Source organism: Gibbsiella greigii, from assembly GCF_039540155.1.
Classification (GTDB): domain Bacteria; phylum Pseudomonadota; class Gammaproteobacteria; order Enterobacterales; family Enterobacteriaceae; genus Gibbsiella; species Gibbsiella quercinecans.
Map to the genome: position 1 here is coordinate 1 of NZ_BAABEM010000004.1, position 18,489 is coordinate 18,489.

At 56.1% G+C, this 18,489-nt stretch carries 18 protein-coding genes, 1 tRNA gene and 2 rRNA genes; 10 read left to right on the top strand and 11 right to left on the bottom strand.

Going from position 1 to position 18,489, the window contains the following annotated elements; translation table 11 throughout:
* From AC559G_RS00870 to AC559G_RS00880, 3 genes are all read left to right on the top strand, one after another.
* Positions 1-103: ribosomal RNA gene (locus AC559G_RS00870) — 23S ribosomal RNA — on the top strand; the annotation flags it as partial.
* 103 nt (positions 104-206) lie between these two features.
* Positions 207-307, top strand: a 5S ribosomal RNA gene (gene rrf / locus AC559G_RS00875).
* 328 nt (positions 308-635) lie between these two features.
* On the top strand, positions 636-1,430 hold the full coding sequence (locus AC559G_RS00880; protein ID WP_498910549.1) for an endonuclease/exonuclease/phosphatase family protein: 795 nt from the start codon (positions 636-638) through the stop codon (positions 1,428-1,430).
* Between the two features lie 119 nt (positions 1,431-1,549).
* Here the strand turns inward: AC559G_RS00880 and mltD are convergent, their stop codons facing one another.
* Both mltD and gloB read right to left on the bottom strand, forming a co-directional pair.
* Entirely contained in the window at positions 1,550-2,935 is a 1,386-nt protein-coding gene (gene mltD / locus AC559G_RS00885) for a murein transglycosylase D (protein ID WP_498910551.1), read from the bottom strand.
* Between the two features lie 72 nt (positions 2,936-3,007).
* Positions 3,008-3,763, bottom strand: a complete 756-nt coding sequence (gene gloB, locus AC559G_RS00890) for a hydroxyacylglutathione hydrolase (RefSeq protein ID WP_498910553.1) — start codon at positions 3,761-3,763, stop codon at positions 3,008-3,010.
* 44 nt (positions 3,764-3,807) lie between these two features.
* Here gloB and AC559G_RS00895 point away from each other — a divergent pair, with 44 nt between their 5' ends.
* Entirely contained in the window at positions 3,808-4,527 is a 720-nt protein-coding gene (locus AC559G_RS00895; protein ID WP_498910555.1) for a class I SAM-dependent methyltransferase, read from the top strand.
* On the opposite strand, the gene rnhA is transcribed toward AC559G_RS00895, so the two are convergent.
* Complete coding sequence (gene rnhA / locus AC559G_RS00900) at positions 4,524-4,991, bottom strand: ribonuclease H family protein (RefSeq protein ID WP_498910557.1); 468 nt, start codon at positions 4,989-4,991, stop codon at positions 4,524-4,526. The genes AC559G_RS00895 and rnhA overlap by 4 nt on opposite strands.
* A 71-nt stretch (positions 4,992-5,062) precedes the next feature.
* On the opposite strand from rnhA, the gene dnaQ reads away from it, so the two are divergent.
* On the top strand, positions 5,063-5,794 hold the full coding sequence (gene dnaQ, locus AC559G_RS00905) for a DNA polymerase III subunit epsilon (protein WP_498910559.1): 732 nt from the start codon (positions 5,063-5,065) through the stop codon (positions 5,792-5,794).
* A 160-nt stretch (positions 5,795-5,954) separates the two neighbouring features.
* Positions 5,955-6,031: transfer RNA gene (locus AC559G_RS00910), tRNA-Asp, on the top strand.
* 93 nt (positions 6,032-6,124) lie between these two features.
* On the opposite strand, the gene citX is transcribed toward AC559G_RS00910, so the two are convergent.
* The 7 genes from citX to AC559G_RS00945 are packed head-to-tail and all read right to left on the bottom strand — an operon-like array spanning position 6,125 to position 12,666.
* Positions 6,125-6,664, bottom strand: coding sequence for a citrate lyase holo-[acyl-carrier protein] synthase (gene citX, locus AC559G_RS00915; RefSeq protein WP_498910561.1), 540 nt, complete (start codon positions 6,662-6,664; stop codon positions 6,125-6,127).
* A complete protein-coding gene (gene citF, locus AC559G_RS00920; RefSeq protein WP_498910563.1) occupies positions 6,661-8,187 on the bottom strand; it encodes a citrate lyase subunit alpha in 1,527 nt (508 codons plus the stop codon). The genes citX and citF overlap by 4 nt, the downstream gene beginning before the upstream one ends.
* Before the next feature lie 10 nt (positions 8,188-8,197).
* On the bottom strand, positions 8,198-9,073 hold the full coding sequence (gene citE / locus AC559G_RS00925; protein WP_498910565.1) for a citrate (pro-3S)-lyase subunit beta: 876 nt from the start codon (positions 9,071-9,073) through the stop codon (positions 8,198-8,200).
* Entirely contained in the window at positions 9,070-9,363 is a 294-nt protein-coding gene (gene citD, locus AC559G_RS00930; protein WP_438597973.1) for a citrate lyase acyl carrier protein, read from the bottom strand. Before citD ends, citE begins: the two co-directional genes overlap by 4 nt.
* A gap of 17 nt (positions 9,364-9,380) precedes the next feature.
* On the bottom strand, positions 9,381-10,400 hold the full coding sequence (gene citC / locus AC559G_RS00935) for a [citrate (pro-3S)-lyase] ligase (protein WP_498910567.1): 1,020 nt from the start codon (positions 10,398-10,400) through the stop codon (positions 9,381-9,383).
* Between the two features lie 16 nt (positions 10,401-10,416).
* Positions 10,417-11,280 (bottom strand): fumarylacetoacetate hydrolase family protein, encoded by an 864-nt coding sequence (locus AC559G_RS00940; RefSeq protein ID WP_438597971.1) that lies wholly within the window; start codon positions 11,278-11,280, stop codon positions 10,417-10,419.
* Positions 11,281-11,301: 21 nt separating this feature from the next.
* Positions 11,302-12,666 (bottom strand): 2-hydroxycarboxylate transporter family protein, encoded by a 1,365-nt coding sequence (locus tag AC559G_RS00945; RefSeq protein WP_438597970.1) that lies wholly within the window; start codon positions 12,664-12,666, stop codon positions 11,302-11,304.
* A gap of 333 nt (positions 12,667-12,999) precedes the next feature.
* On the opposite strand from AC559G_RS00945, the gene AC559G_RS00950 reads away from it, so the two are divergent.
* Both AC559G_RS00950 and AC559G_RS00955 read left to right on the top strand, forming a co-directional pair.
* Positions 13,000-14,637, top strand: a complete 1,638-nt coding sequence (locus AC559G_RS00950; protein WP_498910570.1) for an ATP-binding protein — start codon at positions 13,000-13,002, stop codon at positions 14,635-14,637.
* Entirely contained in the window at positions 14,627-15,325 is a 699-nt protein-coding gene (locus AC559G_RS00955; RefSeq protein ID WP_498910572.1) for a response regulator, read from the top strand. The genes AC559G_RS00950 and AC559G_RS00955 overlap by 11 nt, the downstream gene beginning before the upstream one ends.
* A 74-nt stretch (positions 15,326-15,399) precedes the next feature.
* Here the strand turns inward: AC559G_RS00955 and AC559G_RS00960 are convergent, their stop codons facing one another.
* Complete coding sequence (locus AC559G_RS00960) at positions 15,400-16,860, bottom strand: NCS1 family nucleobase:cation symporter-1 (protein WP_438597967.1); 1,461 nt, start codon at positions 16,858-16,860, stop codon at positions 15,400-15,402.
* A gap of 164 nt (positions 16,861-17,024) precedes the next feature.
* Between AC559G_RS00960 and AC559G_RS00965 the strand changes: the two genes are divergently transcribed.
* Positions 17,025-17,741: a GntR family transcriptional regulator gene (locus AC559G_RS00965; RefSeq protein ID WP_498910888.1), complete on the top strand. Its 717-nt coding sequence runs from the start codon at positions 17,025-17,027 to the stop codon at positions 17,739-17,741.
* Positions 17,738-18,481, top strand: coding sequence for an aspartate/glutamate racemase family protein (locus AC559G_RS00970; protein ID WP_498910574.1), 744 nt, complete (start codon positions 17,738-17,740; stop codon positions 18,479-18,481). Before AC559G_RS00965 ends, AC559G_RS00970 begins: the two co-directional genes overlap by 4 nt.
* Positions 18,482-18,489 lie beyond the last annotated feature (8 nt).

Here is an 18,489-nt window from a genome sequence, read left to right on the forward strand (position 1 = left end):
TCCACTAAAGGAACGTTTAAGACGAAGACGTTGATAGGCTGGGTGTGTAAGTGCAGCGATGCATTGAGCTAACCAGTACTAATGAACCGTGAGGCTTAACCTTACAACACCGAAGGTGTTTTAGAGATGAATGGTTTTTGGCTTGTTTGCAGATTGGTTTTGGTGGTTGTGTGAAGCACACAACGGCTGAAATGAACCAGAATTTGCCTGGCGGCAATAGCGCGGTGGTCCCACCTGACCCCATGCCGAACTCAGAAGTGAAACGCCGTAGCGCCGATGGTAGTGTNTTATTAAGAAGCCCCGAGTCAATGACTCGGGGCTTTTTTTCGTCTAATGTTCCCCATATTCACCTTTATCGGTTTTTTTTATTTGGTACCCCCGAGCCGAATACTGGATCGTTTTCGCATTAATAATCACCAACCTTTACAGAGATATACCCTATTACCGATTGAAATTGCTATCGGGCGTCCTTATAACTGAATAATACAGGGGCGGTAAATGCCATGCTGGGCGTTTAGCGCAGGCGTATAATCAGTAATCTATTGGCTGTACGGGCCACGACGTTGGGCCCTGCCCTGGGCCGGGTATTTCACGCTAGAAAGTGATTTTTCATCTGATGGGGAAAGGCGAATAACGTGCCGAAACGAACTTATGCTATGAGGTATGTTGCTGGCCAGCCGGTTGAGCGAATTTTCCCTGGCGCCATGAAGCTGCCGCTGCCGCTCGGTGCGGCCTTGCCAACGGCAGGGGCGTTACGCGTCATGGTATGGAATATTTTCAAGCAGCAGCGGGCTGACTGGCTTTCTGTGCTGAAAAGCTATGGCAGGGATGCGCAGCTGGTTTTATTGCAAGAAGCGCAGACCACGCCTGAACTGGTCAGTTTTGCCACTTCGCACTACCAGGCGGCCGATCAGGTGCCTGCGTTTGTTTTGCCACAGCATCCTTCCGGTGTAATGACGCTGGCGGCGGCGCAACCGGTGTATTGCTGCCCGCTACGTGAGCGCGAGCCTTTCTTGCGCCTGGCGAAATCAGCGCTGATTACGGTGTATCCGTTGTTCAACGGCCAACTGCTGATGGTGGTTAACATCCATGCGGTGAATTTCAGCCTGGGCGTTGATGTTTACAGTAAACAGTTGGGCCCGATTGGTGAACAGATTGCCAGCCATAACGGCCCGGTGATTATGGCCGGCGATTTCAATGCCTGGAGCCGTAAGCGTATCAATGCGTTGTATCAGTTCGCTTCGGACATGGCGCTACGTGAAGTTAACTTTACCAATGATAACCGCCGTACGGCGTTTGGTCGCCCGCTGGACTTTGTTTTCTACCGTAATCTTGGGGTAACTGGCGCATCGGTATTGGTTACGCGCGCCTCGGATCATAACCCACTGTTGGTCGAGTTTTATCCTGAAAACGATAAACCACGATGGTAAGCAAACACTTTGGCTAAAAATATCGGCAAGCCCGCTTGTTCAAGCCGGTTTCCATTAGATGAAAAAAATGCCAGCCGGCTAAGCCTGACTGGCATTTTTATTAGGCAGAACCCCGAGAGCTAGGTATCCGGCGACATCTTGTTGTTGACGAACAGCGTCAGCTTCAAGCCAGGCTGCAGGCTATTGCCCTTGCCAAGCATAGTGTTCCAACGCATCACATCATCAATGTTTACGCCATGGCGCTGTGCAATGCTGGCAAGTGAATCACCGCGGCGTACCTGATAGGTAATGCTGCTGTTGCTGCCGCTATTGCTGGCGACTTGCAGGTTCTGGCCAATTTTCAGCGTGCTCTTCGCATGCAGGTTGTTCCAGTTCTGCAGATCCCGGGTACTGATGTTCAGCCGCTTAGCAATCGCGGATAAGGTATCGCCGGAGCGTACTTTATACGTGGTATTGCTCGTTACGCTGCTGCTCTTGGCCAACTGGGTCGTTGGTTGTGAAGCAGCGATGCGCACATCGACCAAAGAGTCTTTCAACTGATCGGCATTCACCTTGGGCACCATGATGTAATGGGGGCCGTTTGGTGCGGTTACGCCTTTCTTGTAGCCCGGGTTATACGCCTTCATTTTACTGACCGGCAACCCAGCCAGCTCAGCCGCCTGAGTTAACTGTATCTGCTGCCCAACATCAACGCGGGCCAGCGCCCGGGTTTCATCTGTTTTTGGCAGACGAACGCCATAGCGCTTGCTGTTTTTGATGATGTCACTCAGCGCCAGCATTTTCGGAACATAGATTGACGTTTCACGCGGAAGCGACAATGCCCAGAAATTGGTTGGCTTACCCTGGCGTTTATTGGCTTTCAGCGCCTGCATCACGCGGCCTTCACCACTGTTATAGGCAGCAACGGTCAGTAACCAGTCACCGTCAAACATGCGGTTCAAGCGCTGCATCATGTCCAGCGCTGCAGTCGTCGAGGCAACCACATCACGGCGCCCGTCATACCACTGATTGTTCTTCAAACCATAATTACGACCCGTTTGCGGCACAATCTGCCATAGCCCTGCGGCGTTGGCACTTGATGTGGCGTGTGGGTCAAAAGCGCTCTCCACTATGGGTAGCAGTACCAGTTCCATCGGCATGTTGCGTTTCTTGATTTGCCCGACTATCCAGTACATGTACGGCTCTGCCCGTAATGTTACATCGTGGAGATAGCTCTTACTTTTTAGATACTTTCTTTTTTGTTCACGGATCCGGGAATTTTCCGGAACCTCCATCTTCAGTTCGTCACTAATGAAGTTCCACAGATCTTGTTGCGCGGCACCACTGTTGTTATCCAGCCACCGCGCCGAGCTCGCTCGGCCATTTTCTGTGTACTTTCCTGCTTCACTTTCTTGACCTGCCGAAGACAGACTCTGTGCATGCTGCACTGGTGCCGGCGCGTCCTGCCTGGACGACTGGCACCCGACTAGCAAGACTGAGGCGAGTATTATCGCTTTAGCCTTCATGTGTGTGTCAATATAGGTTGCTTAAAAGACGAGCAATCATACTTTGCTTCACCAAACAAAACAACCAAAAGCTTAGAAGTTGTCTTTCCGCAGGCGTAATTCGGAAAAAACCGAATGAAGCTGCTCGGGGGGAGAGTTAAAACCCAATTTCTTTTGTAAATCAGCGTCATGGCAGCGTAAAAACAGGTTAATTTTGCGCTCTAATTGCAATGTTGTTGGTACGCTGGGTTGCTGTTTTGCCCTTATTGCTTCAACTTGTTGTTGATACGTTTCAATTTGTCGATCTTCCGGTAAAATTGCCCGCGAAAACTTAAGATTTGAAAGAGTATATTCATGTGCGCAACAAACCAGAGTTTCATCAGGAAGTTGCGCGATCCGTTGAAATGATTGATACATCTGCTCCGGAGTGCCTTCAAATAGTCTGCCGCAGCCTGCCGAGAACATCGTATCACCGCAAAACAAATAAGGTGCGCTGTAGTATGCCACGTGGCCGAGTGTGTGCCCGGGCACGGCGAAGACGCAGTATTTTCGGCCGTTGATTGCCAGCAGATCGCCCTCTTTCACAATCTGCGTCGCCCCTTTATCGGCGGTTTCCTGCGGCCCATAAACCACCAGGCCAGGGTATTGCGCAACAAGCTGTTTAACGCCGCCAACATGGTCATGGTGATGGTGGGTAAGCAAAATGGCGTCAGGGATCAGTTGCCGGCGTTGAAGCGCGGCAAGCACAGGCGCGGCTTCGCCGGGATCGACAATGATGCCGTGCCCTTCCTGGTTATCCAATAGCCAAATGTAATTATCCTGCAGGGCAGGAATGCTGATAAGATTCATGGCGGATCCCTCATTGGCAATGTCTTGAAAGAAGATAATAAATCATGCGACCAGCCCATACGCTACAAAAGCTGAACAGCCCGCGCTCGTGGGGCGGTTTGCTGTGGGGCGAGTATTATCGTGATGCGCTTGAACGGCAGTTGCAACCCTGGTGGCCGAAGCTGTTTGGTTTTCACCTGCTGAAATTGGGTAACCTCAGTGCCGAACTGGCGACGGAAAAATGCGCCATCTCCCACCAGGTTAACGTTGGCCTGGAAGGTGATAACTTGCAAGTGATTGCGGCGCCTTATCAACTGCCGTTTGCGGCAAAATCGGTAGATGCCTGCTTGTTGGCGCATACGCTCTCCTATGCTGACGATCCCCATCGTATGCTGCGAGAGGTCGATCGGGTACTGATCGACGACGGCTGGCTGGTGATCAGCAGTTTTAATCCGTTCAGCCTGTTGGGGCTGGGGAAATTGGTGCCCGGCCTGCGCCGCCGGCAGCCCTACGCAAGCCGGATGTTTACTCAGATGCGCCTGTTGGACTGGCTAAGCCTGCTTAACTACGAGGTGCTGTATCAGGCGCGTTTTCAGGTATTGCCGTGGCACCGCCTGGGGGGGAAGTTCCTGAGTACACATTTGCCGGCGCTGGGATGCATGAGCGTGATTGTGGCGCGTAAGCGCACCGTGCCGTTGACGCCGGTGCCGATGAAGGTGGGAGCGCGGAAACCGTCTCTTAGCCGCGCGGTGGGCGCGACCAAGAGCTATCGCAAACTGCCTTAGGCTTCCGGCTGGTAACCGATGTCGTCCTGGGTCGGGTTACCGGCGGCTGCGCGCGCCAATTCGTCGCAGCGTTCGTTTTCCGGGTGGCCGGCATGGCCTTTGACCCACTCCCAGCGGATGGTATGGCGCTGTATGGCCTGGTCCAGCCGCTGCCACAGATCAACGTTTTTCACCGGTTTTTTATCAGCGGTTTTCCAGCCGCGCTTTTTCCAATTGTGGATCCACTGGGTGATGCCCTGGCGCACATACTGGCTGTCGGTGCTGAGGATCACTTCGCACGGCGTGGTGAGCGCTTCCAGCGCCACGATCGCCGCCATCAGTTCCATCCGGTTATTGGTGGTCAAGCGGTAACCGGTATGAAAGGTTTTCTCGTGTTGTTTGTAGCGTAAAATAGCGCCGTAGCCGCCGGGGCCTGGGTTGCCGAGGCAGGAGCCGTCGGTGAAAATTTCTACCTGTTTGAGCATATCTGGTAGACTCTTCCTCTTAGTTTTATAAAAGCCAAGTCTGACATAAACGAGCGCTGCGAGCACTGCATATGATCTCTACACCAACCAGACAAATCGTTCTTGATACCGAAACCACCGGTATGAACAAACTTGGGGTTCACTATGAAGGCCACCGGATTATTGAAATCGGCGCCGTCGAAGTGATTAACCGCCGTCTGACCGGGCGCCACTACCACGTTTATATTCGCCCGGACAGGCAGGTGGATCCCGAAGCCTATAACGTACACGGCATCAGCGACGAATTTCTGGCAGACAAGCCGACGTTTGCGCAGGTCGCCGATGAGTTTTTAGCGTTTATCCGCGGCGGCGAGCTGGTGATCCATAACGCAGCGTTCGATATCGGCTTTATGGATTATGAGTTCCGCATGTTGCAGCGGGATATCCCAAAAACCGAAACCTTTTGTACTATCACCGATAGCCTGTTGATGGCGCGCCGCCTGTTCCCAGGCAAGCGTAATAACCTGGATGCACTGTGTAGCCGTTACGAGATAGATAACAGCAAACGAACGCTGCACGGCGCATTGCTCGATGCCGAGATCCTGGCGGAAGTTTATCTGGCGATGACCGGCGGGCAGACGTCAATGGCATTCCAGATGGAAGGGGACACCCAGCAAGCCAATGCCAGCCAGGATATCCAGCGCGTTGTGCGCCCAGCCTCGGCGATGAAAGTGGTGTATGCCAGCGATGACGATCTTGCCGCCCACGAAGCGCGCCTGGATCTGGTGGCGAAAAAAGGCGGTAGCTGTTTGTGGCGGGCGTAATCGGCCTGTTTTCCGGCGCGTATGTGCAATAAGCTCGGCCGATAGTTTGGTTGCGCTTTCGTTGAAAAACTGTGCAAACGGTTATTTTTGTAAGAAAAAGGCATTGACGGCAACCAAGGGCAACCGTAATATTCGCGTCGTCCCCGCAAGGGGCTAGCGCGGAGCGGTAGTTCAGTTGGTTAGAATACCTGCCTGTCACGCAGGGGGTCGCGGGTTCGAGCCCCGTCCGTTCCGCCACTATTTCAGGGCCATGTTATTTCTTAACATGGCCCTTTTTCTTTTCAGCGATTCTTGGCGCGCCATCTGGAATGCCATTGTCGTTTAGCTTGCTTAGTCGCGAGCCAACCAGCCATCAATCAGTTTCTCGACCTGTGCGACCACCTCGTCCACCGGATGGCGGCGCGAACGCGCGCAGCCGTGTGCCGGCTCATTACACACCAGGCAGCGGCGGGTATTCAAATCCAGCGAATGCCGCCCGATTTGCCCATTTTTCGGGCAAAACACGTCAATGTCCCACAGCCGGCCAAGCGGGTGCGTCTGTTCCATTTCAACGCACTGCGCCTTGATCTCTACCGCCGGGTGCTCAACGCACCATAGCGCTTCCGCGCCGGTCGGCAGCCATAGCACCTGGCGATCCAACACCGGCCAGCGGTTTTGCCACAGCAGTTGATCGCAGGCTTGCAGCGCCACGCCCATGGTGTTGCGGTAGCGAATGCTGTCTTTGACTGCGCCTGGGGTCACCAGCGTCAGGGAGATAATCGGTTGTTGATAGCGTGCGAGCCAGTCAGCCTGACGCGCTGCACGGTTATCTTTCGCCGCCAGCAGCGCTTCAAGGCTGACGCCCGTTTTTACGGACGTCAGAGTGGTCATTGATTTTCCTCTTTCACCTGGCGGACAACGTCAATCACGCTGCCGTCACGATAACGGATTACCCCGACAATACGGTCGGTGAAGGCGATAGGTTTCGGCTCACCGGTCAGGGCGATGGCGCGTTGGTACAGGGCTTCGATATCGACGACGTTCAGGCCGGCCGCCAGCAGGCGATCGCGGATATCAGGGCGCGCCGGGTTAACGGCAATCCCGTGGTCAGTCACCAGCACATCGATGCTTTCCCCCGGCGTCAGCCGCGTGGTGACGCGTTTGACCACCGTCGGGATACGGCTACGCAGCAGCGGCGCGACTACAATCGTCAGGTTGGCCGCCGCCGCCACATCGCAGTGACCGCCGGATGCGCCACGCATCACACCATCAGAGCCAGTGATCACGTTTACGTTAAAGTCGACATCAATTTCCAGCGCGCTGAGGATCACCACATCCAGTTGATCGCAACTGGCCGCCTTGCCGCCAGGGTTGGCGTAGACATTCGTGGAGATCTCAACGTGGTTCGGGTTACGGCGCAAAGAAGCGGCCGCTTCACCGTCGAAGCATTGAGTATCCAGCAGCTTTTCGATCAGCCCTTTTTCATGCAGATCCACCAGGCTGCCGGTAATGCCGCCGAGTGCGAAGCGCGCTTTCACACCGTGGCGTTCCATTTTCTCTTCCATGAAGCGGGTTGCCGCAGTGGCCGCCGCGCCGGAGCCGGTTTGCATGGAGAAACCGTCTTTGAAATAGCCGGAGTGTTCGATCACATCAGCCGCATAGCGCGCGATCATCAGTTCACGCGGATTGCTGGTGACGCGCGCCGCGCCGACGCTGATTTTCGCCGGATCGCCAACGCTCTCCACCTGTGCGATCAGATCCACCTGATCCTGGCCGAGACTGGCAGGCATATTGGGGAACGGCACCAGTTCTTCGGTCAGCAGCACCACTTTTTTGGCGAACTGTGCGTCCACCATCGCATAGCCCAGTGAACCGCAGCAGGATTTCCCCTCTGTGCCGTTGGCGTTGCCAAACTCATCGCTGCACGGCACGCCGAGGAAGGCGACATCGATCTTCAGTTCGCCGTCCTGCAGCAGCTTTACGCGCCCGCCGTGGGAGTGGATCTGTACCGGCTCGGCCATCAGGCCGTGAGAGATCGCATCGGCCAGCTTGCCGCGTATCCCGGAGGTGTAGATCCGGCTGATCACGCCGCTCTGGATATGTGCGATCAGCGCATCGTTGCAGGACATGAGTGAACTGGAGGCCAGCGTCAGGTTTTTAAAGCCCAGGCGCGCCAGCGTTGCCACCACGTTGTTGATTACCCGGTCACCTTCACGGAACGCATGGTGGAAGGAAATGGTCATGCCATCTTTCAGGCCGCTGCGGGCAATTGCGTCTTCCAGAGAGGCACAAAGTTTGCGCGTGTGTTTGCTGTTAATGTCAGCCAGCCACGGTGTGGTGGCATGGGCGCTCTCAAAGGGCGTTAACTCACGCAGATGTGGGAAATTAACGTGAAGAAGCTCAGTATGATTCATTGTTCTGTCCTTAATGACGCACGCCGGACGCAGCCGCACGTTCCAGCACCATCTGCGCGTGATTAATAATGGGGGCGTCGATCATTTTGCCATTCAGCGAAACAACACCCAGGCCGTTGCGTTCACCTTCTTCCGCCGCTGCGATAACCCGTTTGGCGTGGTCAACTTCCTGCTGGGTTGGCGCATAAGCGTTATGCAGCAGATCGATCTGGCGCGGGTTAATCAGCGATTTACCGTTGAAGCCCATCTTGCGCACCAGCGCGACTTCCCGCAGGAAACCGGCCTCGTCGTTTACGTCTGACCACACCACGTCGAAGGCATCGATACCGGCGGCGCGGGCGGCGTGCAGCACGGCGCAACGGGCGTAAAACAGCTCGGTGCCGTCGCCGCGTTCGGTTTGCATATCCATCACGTAGTCGAACGCGGCCAGTGCGATACCAATCAAACGCTGAGAACTGCGGGCAATCGCCACCGCGTTAATCACGCCGATAGCGGATTCGATCGCCGCCATCACACGGGTAGAGCCCACTTCACGGCCGCAGGCCAGTTCGATGCGCTCCAGGTGGCTTTCCAGTGCGTAGATATCTTCCGGGGTATCGGTTTTCGGCAAACGCACCACATCCACACCGGCGCGCACCACCGCTTCCAGATCCTGCAAGCCAAACGGCGTGTTCAAGGGGTTGATGCGCACCACGGTTTCAATATCCTGGTACATGGGGTGTTGCAGCGCATGGAACACCAGCAGGCGCGCCGTATCTTTTTCACGCAGAGCGACCGCATCTTCCAGATCGAACATGATCGAGTCCGGGCGATAGATAAAAGCGGTGGAGAGCATGGCGGCGTTAGCGCCCGGCAGGAACAGCATGCTACGACGAAGTTTTTTCACAGCAGTTTCCCCCAGTCGATTTCCTGCCCTTCGGCAGCGCGCAGGATGGCGCTTTGCAGGCGGGCGCGGATCACGCAGTCGAGCGCGCCTTTATCTTCAATGATGATCAACCCCTGGCGGACATCCATCGCATCCAGCGTGGCGTCCACCACCTGGCGGATCTGATCGCCGAACTGCTTGATCACTTCGCTGTGCACAACCACCTCCAGCTCGCCGTCGGCGGGTGCGATTTTTACCATCAGGTCGCTGGATTCCAGGGTTCCGGCCAGCGCCTCCCTCACAATTTTCATATTTATATTCCTGATTTTTAAGCAACTTCCGCGCTGTAATGGGATTCGAGATGCGCGAAAGTGGTATCCGGTACGATTTCCCGAATACGGGAAAACTGGTGTGTTTTAAGTAAACGGCGCACTTCCGATGCGGAAATGGCATGGCCGGCGGCTTGGAGCCGTGGGATTTCCACCACCGCTACTGCGCCTGCCAGCAACTGATGCATGGTCTGGTTGTACTGGCGGGTGATAGCGCAAAACGGCTCGTTGCCGATAAAGCGGTGGGTAATGCCCAGCGCTGGCGCAATGTGGTTACGGAAGAGCAGCAGATCGATCTCACTCCACGCCTGCTGCACTTTGCCGGTCTCTTTCAGGAAGTAGGCCGGGAAAGTGGCGTGGGAAATGATGTACTGCGAGCCTTCATGCACAGTGACATTCGCCAAATGCGCCACACCGGCTTTCACCATCTTCAGCCGTGCGGCGAAGGGAAAGAACGAGGCGTCTTCCCGCACCACAAACAGGTGCAGCCAGTCGCAAGCCTGCGCGGCTTGCTCCACCAGGTGGCGGTGCCCAAGCGTAAAGGGGTTGGCGTTCATCACTATCGCGCCAATGCGCTTGCCCGGCACGCGCGCTGCCTGCAAAGAACGGCAGTAGCGCCGGATACCCGACGGGGTGTTTTCCATCAGAATCGCGTTATTACCACTCTGGGAGAGCGGCCAGAAGCCGCTGCGCTGAAAGCGCTCCCGGTTGCAGGGGCGGGTGCAGAGAAACAGATGAAAATGCCCACGCGCCAGCGCCAGGTGCTCAACTTCCGCCAGCAGCCGTGCGCTGAGGTTCTCACCGCGCAGCTGTTCATCGACGGCCACACACTTGATGACGTTGGCGGCCAGGCCGGCACAACCCACCAGCCGGTTTCCCGCCCAGGCCTCAACGAAGGTACTGATGTCACTGTCCATGCCCAATCCGCTGTCTGCGAGCAAGGTGCGGATAGCGGCCAGCCGTTGGCGATTGCCGTTGACTTCCGCGATTCGGAAGTCGATTGGAGGGCGTGCTTGCATGCTATTGCCTTCGTCCTTAATGTGCCGCCGTCAGCGCGTGGGCTGGCGCATCGATAATCACATTGCTGAGGTGGCCGATATGCTCGATTTCCACTTCAATGCGATCGCCCGCTTTCATAAACAGCGGCGGGTTGCGCTTTTTGCCCACGCCGCCCGGCGAGCCGGTGATGATCACGTCACCGGGCGTCAGACTGGTGAACGTACTGATGTACTCGATAAGCTCGGCCACGCTATGGATCATGCTGGCGGTGTTGTCGTCCTGCACCATGCGGCCGTTCAGCCAGGTACGGATCGCCAGTTGATGCGGATCCGGGATCTCGTCGGCGGTGGTCATCCACGGCCCGAACGCCCCGGTCTGCCGCCAGTTTTTGCCGGCGGTGAACCAGGTGTGCTGCCAGTCGCGCGCTGAGCCGTCCATATAGCAGCTGTAACCCGCCACATGGCTTAATGCCGCCTGGCGGGGGATATCTTCCCCGCCTTTACCGATGATCACCGCCAGCTCGCCTTCGTAGTCGAATTCGCTGGAGTGGCGCGGTTTCAGCACCGGTGCGTTATGCCCGGTTTGCGAATCGGCAAAGCGCACGAACAGCGTTGGCGCCGGGTTGTGCTGATCAAACTCTTTGCGTTTTTCGGCGTAGTTCATGCCGACGCAGAGAATTTTCCCCGGGTTATCGATCACCGGCAGAAATTCGAGATCGTTAAAGCGGATATCCGGCGTTTCGCCATCCAGCTGCTGCGCCTCATGCAGCGCGCCGGCGGCGAGCAGCGCTTTCAAATCACCGTAGCGGTTACCCAGGCGCTGGCCGAGATTGATAACCCCGTCGGCCTTGACGATGCCGTAGCTACGGATCCCCTGGTGGATAAAGCTTGCGAGTTTCATATCAGTTCCTGTAATGCTTAATCAGACGAGGAAATTGCCAAGGATCAGCAGCGATACCGATACGTTGATCGCGCCGCCGATACGGGTCGCAATCTGCGCGAACGGCATCAGGCTCATGCGGTTGCCCGCCGTCAGGATGGCAACATCCCCGGTACCGCCCTGGCCGCTCTGGCAGCAGGAAACGATGGCCACATCGATAGGGTGCATGCCGATCTTTTTGCCCACGAAGAAGCCGGTTGCCACCAGTGCGGAAACGGTACTCACGATCACCAGCAGGTTGTTGATGGTGAAGGCGTTAACCAGTTCTTCCCACGGTGTAATCGCCACGCCAACGGCGAAGAGAATGGGATAGGTGACCGAGGTCTGGAAGAATTTGTACACCACCTGCGAACCTTCCAGCAGGCGCGGAGAAACGCCGTGGGCCAGCTTGATCAGCACCGCGACAAACAGCATGCCGACCGGCGCAGGCAGGCCAATCAGTTTGTGGCCGAGCATCCCGATCATGTACAGCAGCACCGCCAGCAGCGCGCCAGCCGCAATGGTAGTCACGTCGGTTTTGCCGGAGAACGCCGGCGCGGCCGGGGCTTGTTCGTCTCCGTTGCTGCGGTTGGGCATCAGTTGCCCTTCACCGGTCAAGTGCGGGAAGCGTTTACCCAGTTGGTTCAGGCAGCCGGAGATAATGATGGCGGTCAGGCCGCCGAGCATCACCATCGGCAGAACACGGCCGAGCGCAACGCCCTGGTCCATATGCAGCAGCGCGGCGTAACCGATGGACAACGGGATGGCGCCTTCACCGACACCGCCGGCCATGATCGGCAGAATGATAAAGAAGAAGATTTGGAACGGTTCCATGCCCAGCGCCAGGCCGACGCCCATCCCCACCAGCATGCCGACCACTTCACCGCACAGCATCGGGAAGAAGATGCGCAGGAAGCCCTGAATCAGCGTGGTGCGATTCATGCTCATGATGCTGCCGACGATGATGCAGCAGATATAGAGATAGAGAATGTTGGTGGATTTGTAGAACTTGGTGGTGGATTCCACGACCACGTCCGGCAGCAAACCGTAGTAAACCATGGCAGAGGGAATAAAGGTGGCGCAAATCGCCGCCGCCCCCAGCTTGCCGACGATCGGCAGGCGTTTACCGAATTCGCCGCAGGCAAAGCCGAAGAACGCCAGCGTCGCCACCATCACCACGATGTCGCTCGGTAACTTGCCGCCAAGACAATCGACCGCAATTAATGCGCCCGCCAACAGGAATAATGGCAATGGAATAATGCCGACCTTCCAGGTATCCATAATATGCCACCACTTATCTTTCAGTGATGTTTTCTGAATCGATAACGGTTCAGAATTAACAGGAAATGAATCGTCAGTTGTGCTCATGATTAAGCCCCTCGGTTATTTTGTTCCGACAGGTTAAATGGCAAAAGGCACACGTAATGTGAGGTGTGGCATAATAAAATTAGAGTTTTAATGGCGCCTATGGTTTTTATGGTTTCTTTTGTTTTGTGTGATTTATACCTTAATTATAAGCGTGGTTTTTATGGTTTTTTTAAATAAAAAAACAAGTTAATAACATTTTCAAAAAAGAATATTTAACAGGGGTTTTTCGCGCCAGTGCCGGCTGTGCAAGGGATCACAAGTTTCCAGCAAACTGCGCGCGCGGGTGAAAAAAGATGGTACATTGGCGTATTGTTGGCTGCCGTGCGTAACGTCATGAAAATATCTTTTCAAATAAAATTATTTATTTCTCTGGTGCTTTTTTTATCCGGCCTTTTCGTCTTATTGGGCGTTTATTATTACAAGGATGTTGGCCGGCAGCTATACCAGGAAATGAGCGCAAGAGCAAAAATACAGGCGGAGGAAATAGCGATTATTCCCAATTTACGCCAGGCGGTGGCGGCAAAAGATATTCCGGCGATCACGCAATTTATGCAGAAAGTGGCTTCTCACAGCGATGCCAGCTTTATTGTTATCGGTGATAATCAAGGCATGCATTTATTTCATTCCGTCCATGCGGATGTCGTCGGGAAAACGCTGATTGGCGGCGACAACGAAGAGGTGTTGCAGGGGAAAAGCATCACCACCATCCGTAAAGGCGGGTTAGGCATTTCACTGCGCAGCAAAGCGCCCATTTTTGACGATAACGGGCGCGTGGCGGGCATCGTTTCGGTAGGGTATCTGACCAGCTATCTCGACAACATTACGCTTGGCAAAGTGATCGACATTTTTATCGCGGCGGTGTTGTTGCTGGCGGCGCTGTTCATTTTTTCCTGGTTTTTTACCCGCAGTATCAAAAAGCAGATCTTCTCGCTGGAGCCGCGCGAAATCGGCCTGCTGGTGCGCCAGCAAAAAGCGATGATGGAGTCGATCTACGAAGGGGTGATTGCCATCGACGGTGAATCGCGTATTGAGGTGATTAACCAGGCCGCGCGCAAACTGCTGGGGTTAAGCCAGCCGACGCGCGCGCTGCGTGGGCTGACAATCGGCGAAGTGATTGCACCGGTGCCGTTCTTCGCCCATGACGTGATGTTGGAAAAGGACACCCACGATGAGATTTGCCGCTTCAATCAATTGACGGTGATTGCCAGCCGGGTACGCATTATGCTGGAAGATAAGTTGCAGGGGTGGGTGATCACCTTCCGCGATCGCAATGAAATCGACACCCTCAGCGCGCAGTTGAGCCAGGTAAAACGCTACGTCAATAACCTGCGCATCATGCGCCACGAGCAGCTCAATCGGATGACCACGCTTTCTGGGCTGCTGCATATGGAGCGCTACGACGAAGCGGTGCGGTATATTCAGGCGCAGTCGGAACATGCGCAGGAGCTGCTCGACTTTATCTCGTCGCGCTTTCGCTCGCCGACGCTGTGCGGGCTGCTGTTGGGGAAAGCCGCACGCGCTGGCGAAAAGGGCGTTGAACTGGCCTTTGATCCTGCATGCCGTATGGATCGCGCCTGTCGCTTGCTGGGCGAGGCCGAGCTGATTTCGATCATCGGTAATCTGCTGGACAACGCCATCGAAGCGACGCAGCGCGCTGTGTTGCCGCACGCGCCGGTGGAAGTGCTGATTCTGCTGAATGAACGGGAATTGATTATTGAAGTGGCGGATCGCGGGGTGGGAATCGATCCGTCTATCCGTGAACATATTTTTGAGCGCGGAATGACCACCAAACGCAGCGGCGATCACGGTATCGGCCTGTATTTGATCGCCAGCTATGTCACGCAGTCGGGCGGTTCGATTGAGGTTTCTGCCAACGCGCCGCGCGGCACGGTTTTTTCTTTGTTTATTCCTGAAACGGGCAACGTCCTGCGTCCCGTATCGACCCTGGAAGATCAGAATTATGCAACATGAACTGATAGACGTGCTGATAATCGAAGATGAACACGCGCTTGCGCAGCTTCATGCAGAGCTGATCGGCAAACATCCGCGCTTGCGGTTGGTGGGGATTGCTTCGTCACTGGCGGAAGCGAAGGCGTTGCTGGACAGGACGCAGCCGAAACTGGTTTTGCTTGATAATTATCTGCCGGATGGCAAGGGCATTACGTTGATTAACGATAGGCAGATTATCTGCGCCAACTGTTCGGTGATTTTTATCACCGCCGCCAGCGATATGGATACCTGCAGCCAGGCGATACGCAACGGTGCCTTCGACTATATTCTTAAACCGGTTTCGTGGAAGCGGTTGGGCCAATCGCTGGAGCGTTTTGTGCAGTTCGTCGAACAGCAGCGCGTGTGGAAAATCGTCGATCAGCAAAACGTCGATTCGCTCTATCAGTTACAGGCGAAGAACTACCGCCAGGATAACGGCAGCAAAGGGATTGAAGAGAATACACTGGCGCTGATACAAAAATTGTTTGCCGATGAGGCCGGGCACTGTTTTTCCGTCGATGACGTCGTCAGCGAAACGGGCTTAAGTAAAACCACCACCCGTCGTTATCTGGAACACTGCGTAGAAGCCGGTTTTCTGGTGGTCGAAATGCAGTACGGGAAAATCGGCCATCCCCGGCGGATGTACCGCCGGGTAAACGGCCAAGGATAACGGTGGCGAGGTGGGATACCGCTTAGCGCGCACTGCCGGCAAGGCGAAAGCGGCCGGCCACCACGCCGCTGTGGTCACTCTTTGCTCATTTCCGCGGTCATCAATAATCTGCCGTGGTTTGCGGCGGACTCCTGGCGCGCTATGTAGCGGTAGCAGCCGCCCCCCAACAACACGCCGATAAACCAACTGAAGTTCGCCACGTCGTGCAGCCCTGGCGTAAAGCTGATCGCCAGGCCAATCGCCACCGCCGGCAGCAGCGCCATAATCGCCTTGGGGTTAAAGCCGTTGCGGTACCAGTAACGGCCGCTCGGCGTGGCGTTGAACAGATCGTCAACGTGAATATTGCTGCGTTTGATCAGGTAGAAGTCGACGACCAGGATGCCGAACAGCGGCCCGATGAAGGCGCCGAGCACATCCAGCGTATAGTGGATCAGCTCCGGCGAGTGGAACAGGTTCCACGGCGTCAGCAGCACGGAACCGACCGCTGCGATCATACCACCGGTGCGGAAACTGATTTTTTGCGGCGAACAGTTGGAGAAGTCAAAGGCGGGTGAAACAAAGTTCGCCACAATGTTGATGCCGATCGTCGCGGTGATCATGGTCAGCAGGCCAATCGCCACCGCGACGCCATTGCCGACGCGCGTGGCGGTTTCGATGGGATCGGTAATCATCTGGCCGAACAGCGACTGCGTGCCGGAGACGATCACCACGGTCACGATGGAAAACAGCAGGAAGTTGAACGGCAGCCCCCAGCGGTTGCCGCGCCGGATTTCCCGCATGCTTTTGCCATAGCGGGCAAAATCGCCAAAGTTCAGCAGCGGGCCGGAGAAGTAAGACACCACCAGCGCCGTTGCGGTTACCATCTGCCAGCCTTGCTCCGCGGGCGAAAGGGATTTGCTTGCCAGGGTGAACGAAATATTGTCCAGCCCCGTCTTGTATACAATCCAGCCGGCCAGAGCGAGCATCACCACATATACCGCGGGGCCGGCAATATCGATAAAGCGCTTAATCGCATTCATCCCGTGCCAGAACACCATGGCTTGCAGCAACCACATGATGCCAAAACAGATCCATCCCAGCGCCGAAAGCCCCAGCCAATGAGGCTGCGTCAGGGGATTGAGCGCCGGGTAAAACTTCAGCAGCACCAGCATCAGCGCATGGGCGGCCAGATAGGTCTGGATACCGTACCAGGCAAAGGCGATCAGCCCGCGGATCACCGCCGGGATATTGGCGCCGAACACGCCAAAGGATTGCCGGCAAATCACGGCGTACGGCACGCCGGCGATCTGGCTGGGCTTGGCGACCAGGTTGGCGCACAGCTGCACGATGCAAATACCTACCAGCAGGCAAATCAGCACCTGCCAGCTGGCCAGGCCAAGGGCAAAGAAGCTGGCGGCCACCACGTATCCCCCCATGCTGTGTACATCCGACATCCAGAAAGAAAAGATGTTGTACCAGCTCCAGTTCTGATCGCGCGTTGGCGCCAAGTCTTCGTTGCACAGCTTCGGGCTGTAATTGGTGTTCGGGATTGGCATAAATCGTGCTCCTCTCAAGCATGTACCCAGATGTTGATTGGCGTTTCTGACCCACAGGGTTGAGAGGTCTTTTGCATGAATCAGGCCATATTTTCGATTTTTGTATACAATTAAATTATTTCTTGTATACGATTTGGTTATTCAACCGTACACGGAGCAGCATGATGATCGGCGCCAAAGCCACCTACTTTACTGAAGATAAAGACGATCACATTTACAATGCGCTGGTGAAAGCGATAGTGGAGCACCGGTTGTTGCCGGGCAATAAACTGCCGGAAGAGGCGCTGGCGGAAGCCTTTGGCGTGAGCCGCACCGGCATCCGCCGGGTATTGCAGCGCCTTGCCGCAGTGCAATTGGTGACGCAATTGCCCAAGCGTGGTGCACAGGTCGCCACGCCGGGCGAAGCAGAAGCGCGCGACGTGTTCACCACGCGCAAGATGCTGGAATGCGCCAACCTGCCGCAGATCGTGGCGAACTGCCGGGCCGAGCATCTGCTGATGATCGAGACGATCGTGGCGCAGGAAAAGCAGGCGCATCAGGATCAGGATGGTGCGGCGGCGATTCGCCTGTCGGCCGCGTTCCACGTGCAGTTACAGGCCATCGCCGGCAACGGCGTGCTCACCGAGACGGTATCCCAACTGACGCTGCGTTCCTCGCTGGCGATTGCCGCCTACGGCACCCCGTGGCAGCAGGGCTGCCGCTGCCACGATCACAGCGATCTGCTGGCGTTGCTGCGTGCCGGCGATACCTCCGGCCTGGCGGCGCAGATGGCGCATCACTTCGATGATATCGTCGCCAGCCTGCGCTTCACGCACGACTTGGACGGCACGCCGGACTTCGCCAGCATCTTTGCCGCCGACCAGCCGCAGGATGCGCTATGAACGCCCCCTGCGTGATCCAGGTGATCAACCCCAACACCAGTCCGGAAATGACCGACACCATCGGCGCAGCCGCCCGTGCCGTTGCCGCACCCGGCACCGAGATCCTCGCGGTGTGTTCAGCGCACGGGGCGCCTTCCATTGAAGGGCATTTTGACGAAGCGATCGCCACGATCGGCGTACTGCAACAGGTGAAAGCGGGGCGTGAGGCCTGCGTTCAGGGCCATATCATCGCCTGTTTCGGCGATCCGGGCCTGCTGGCGGCGCGGGAATTGGCGAGCGCGCCAGTGGTGGGCATTGCCGAAGCCGCGATGCATACGGCGACGCTGCTGGCCACACGGTTTTCCATCGTGACTACGCTGCCGCGTACCTTGATTATCGCGCGCCATTTGCTGCACCAGTATGGCTTTGAGCGCCACTGCGCCGCGCTGCATGCCATCGATCTGCCAGTACTGGCGCTGGAAGACGGCAGCGGCCTGGCGCAGCAGCGGGTACGTGAACAGTGCCGGCAGGTAAAACAGCGCGACGGCAGCGGGGCGATCGTGCTGGGCTGCGGCGGCATGGCTTCCCTGGCGCGGGAACTGACGCAGGAGCTGGGGATGCCAGTGATCGACGGCGTCAGCGCCGCGGTGAAAATGATCGAATCGTTGCACGGCCTGGGCTTGCAAACCAGTAAACATGGCGATCTGGACTACCCGTTAACCAAGCCGTTATCCGGGATGTTTGGCCGTTTTAATTCGTAATCTGAATG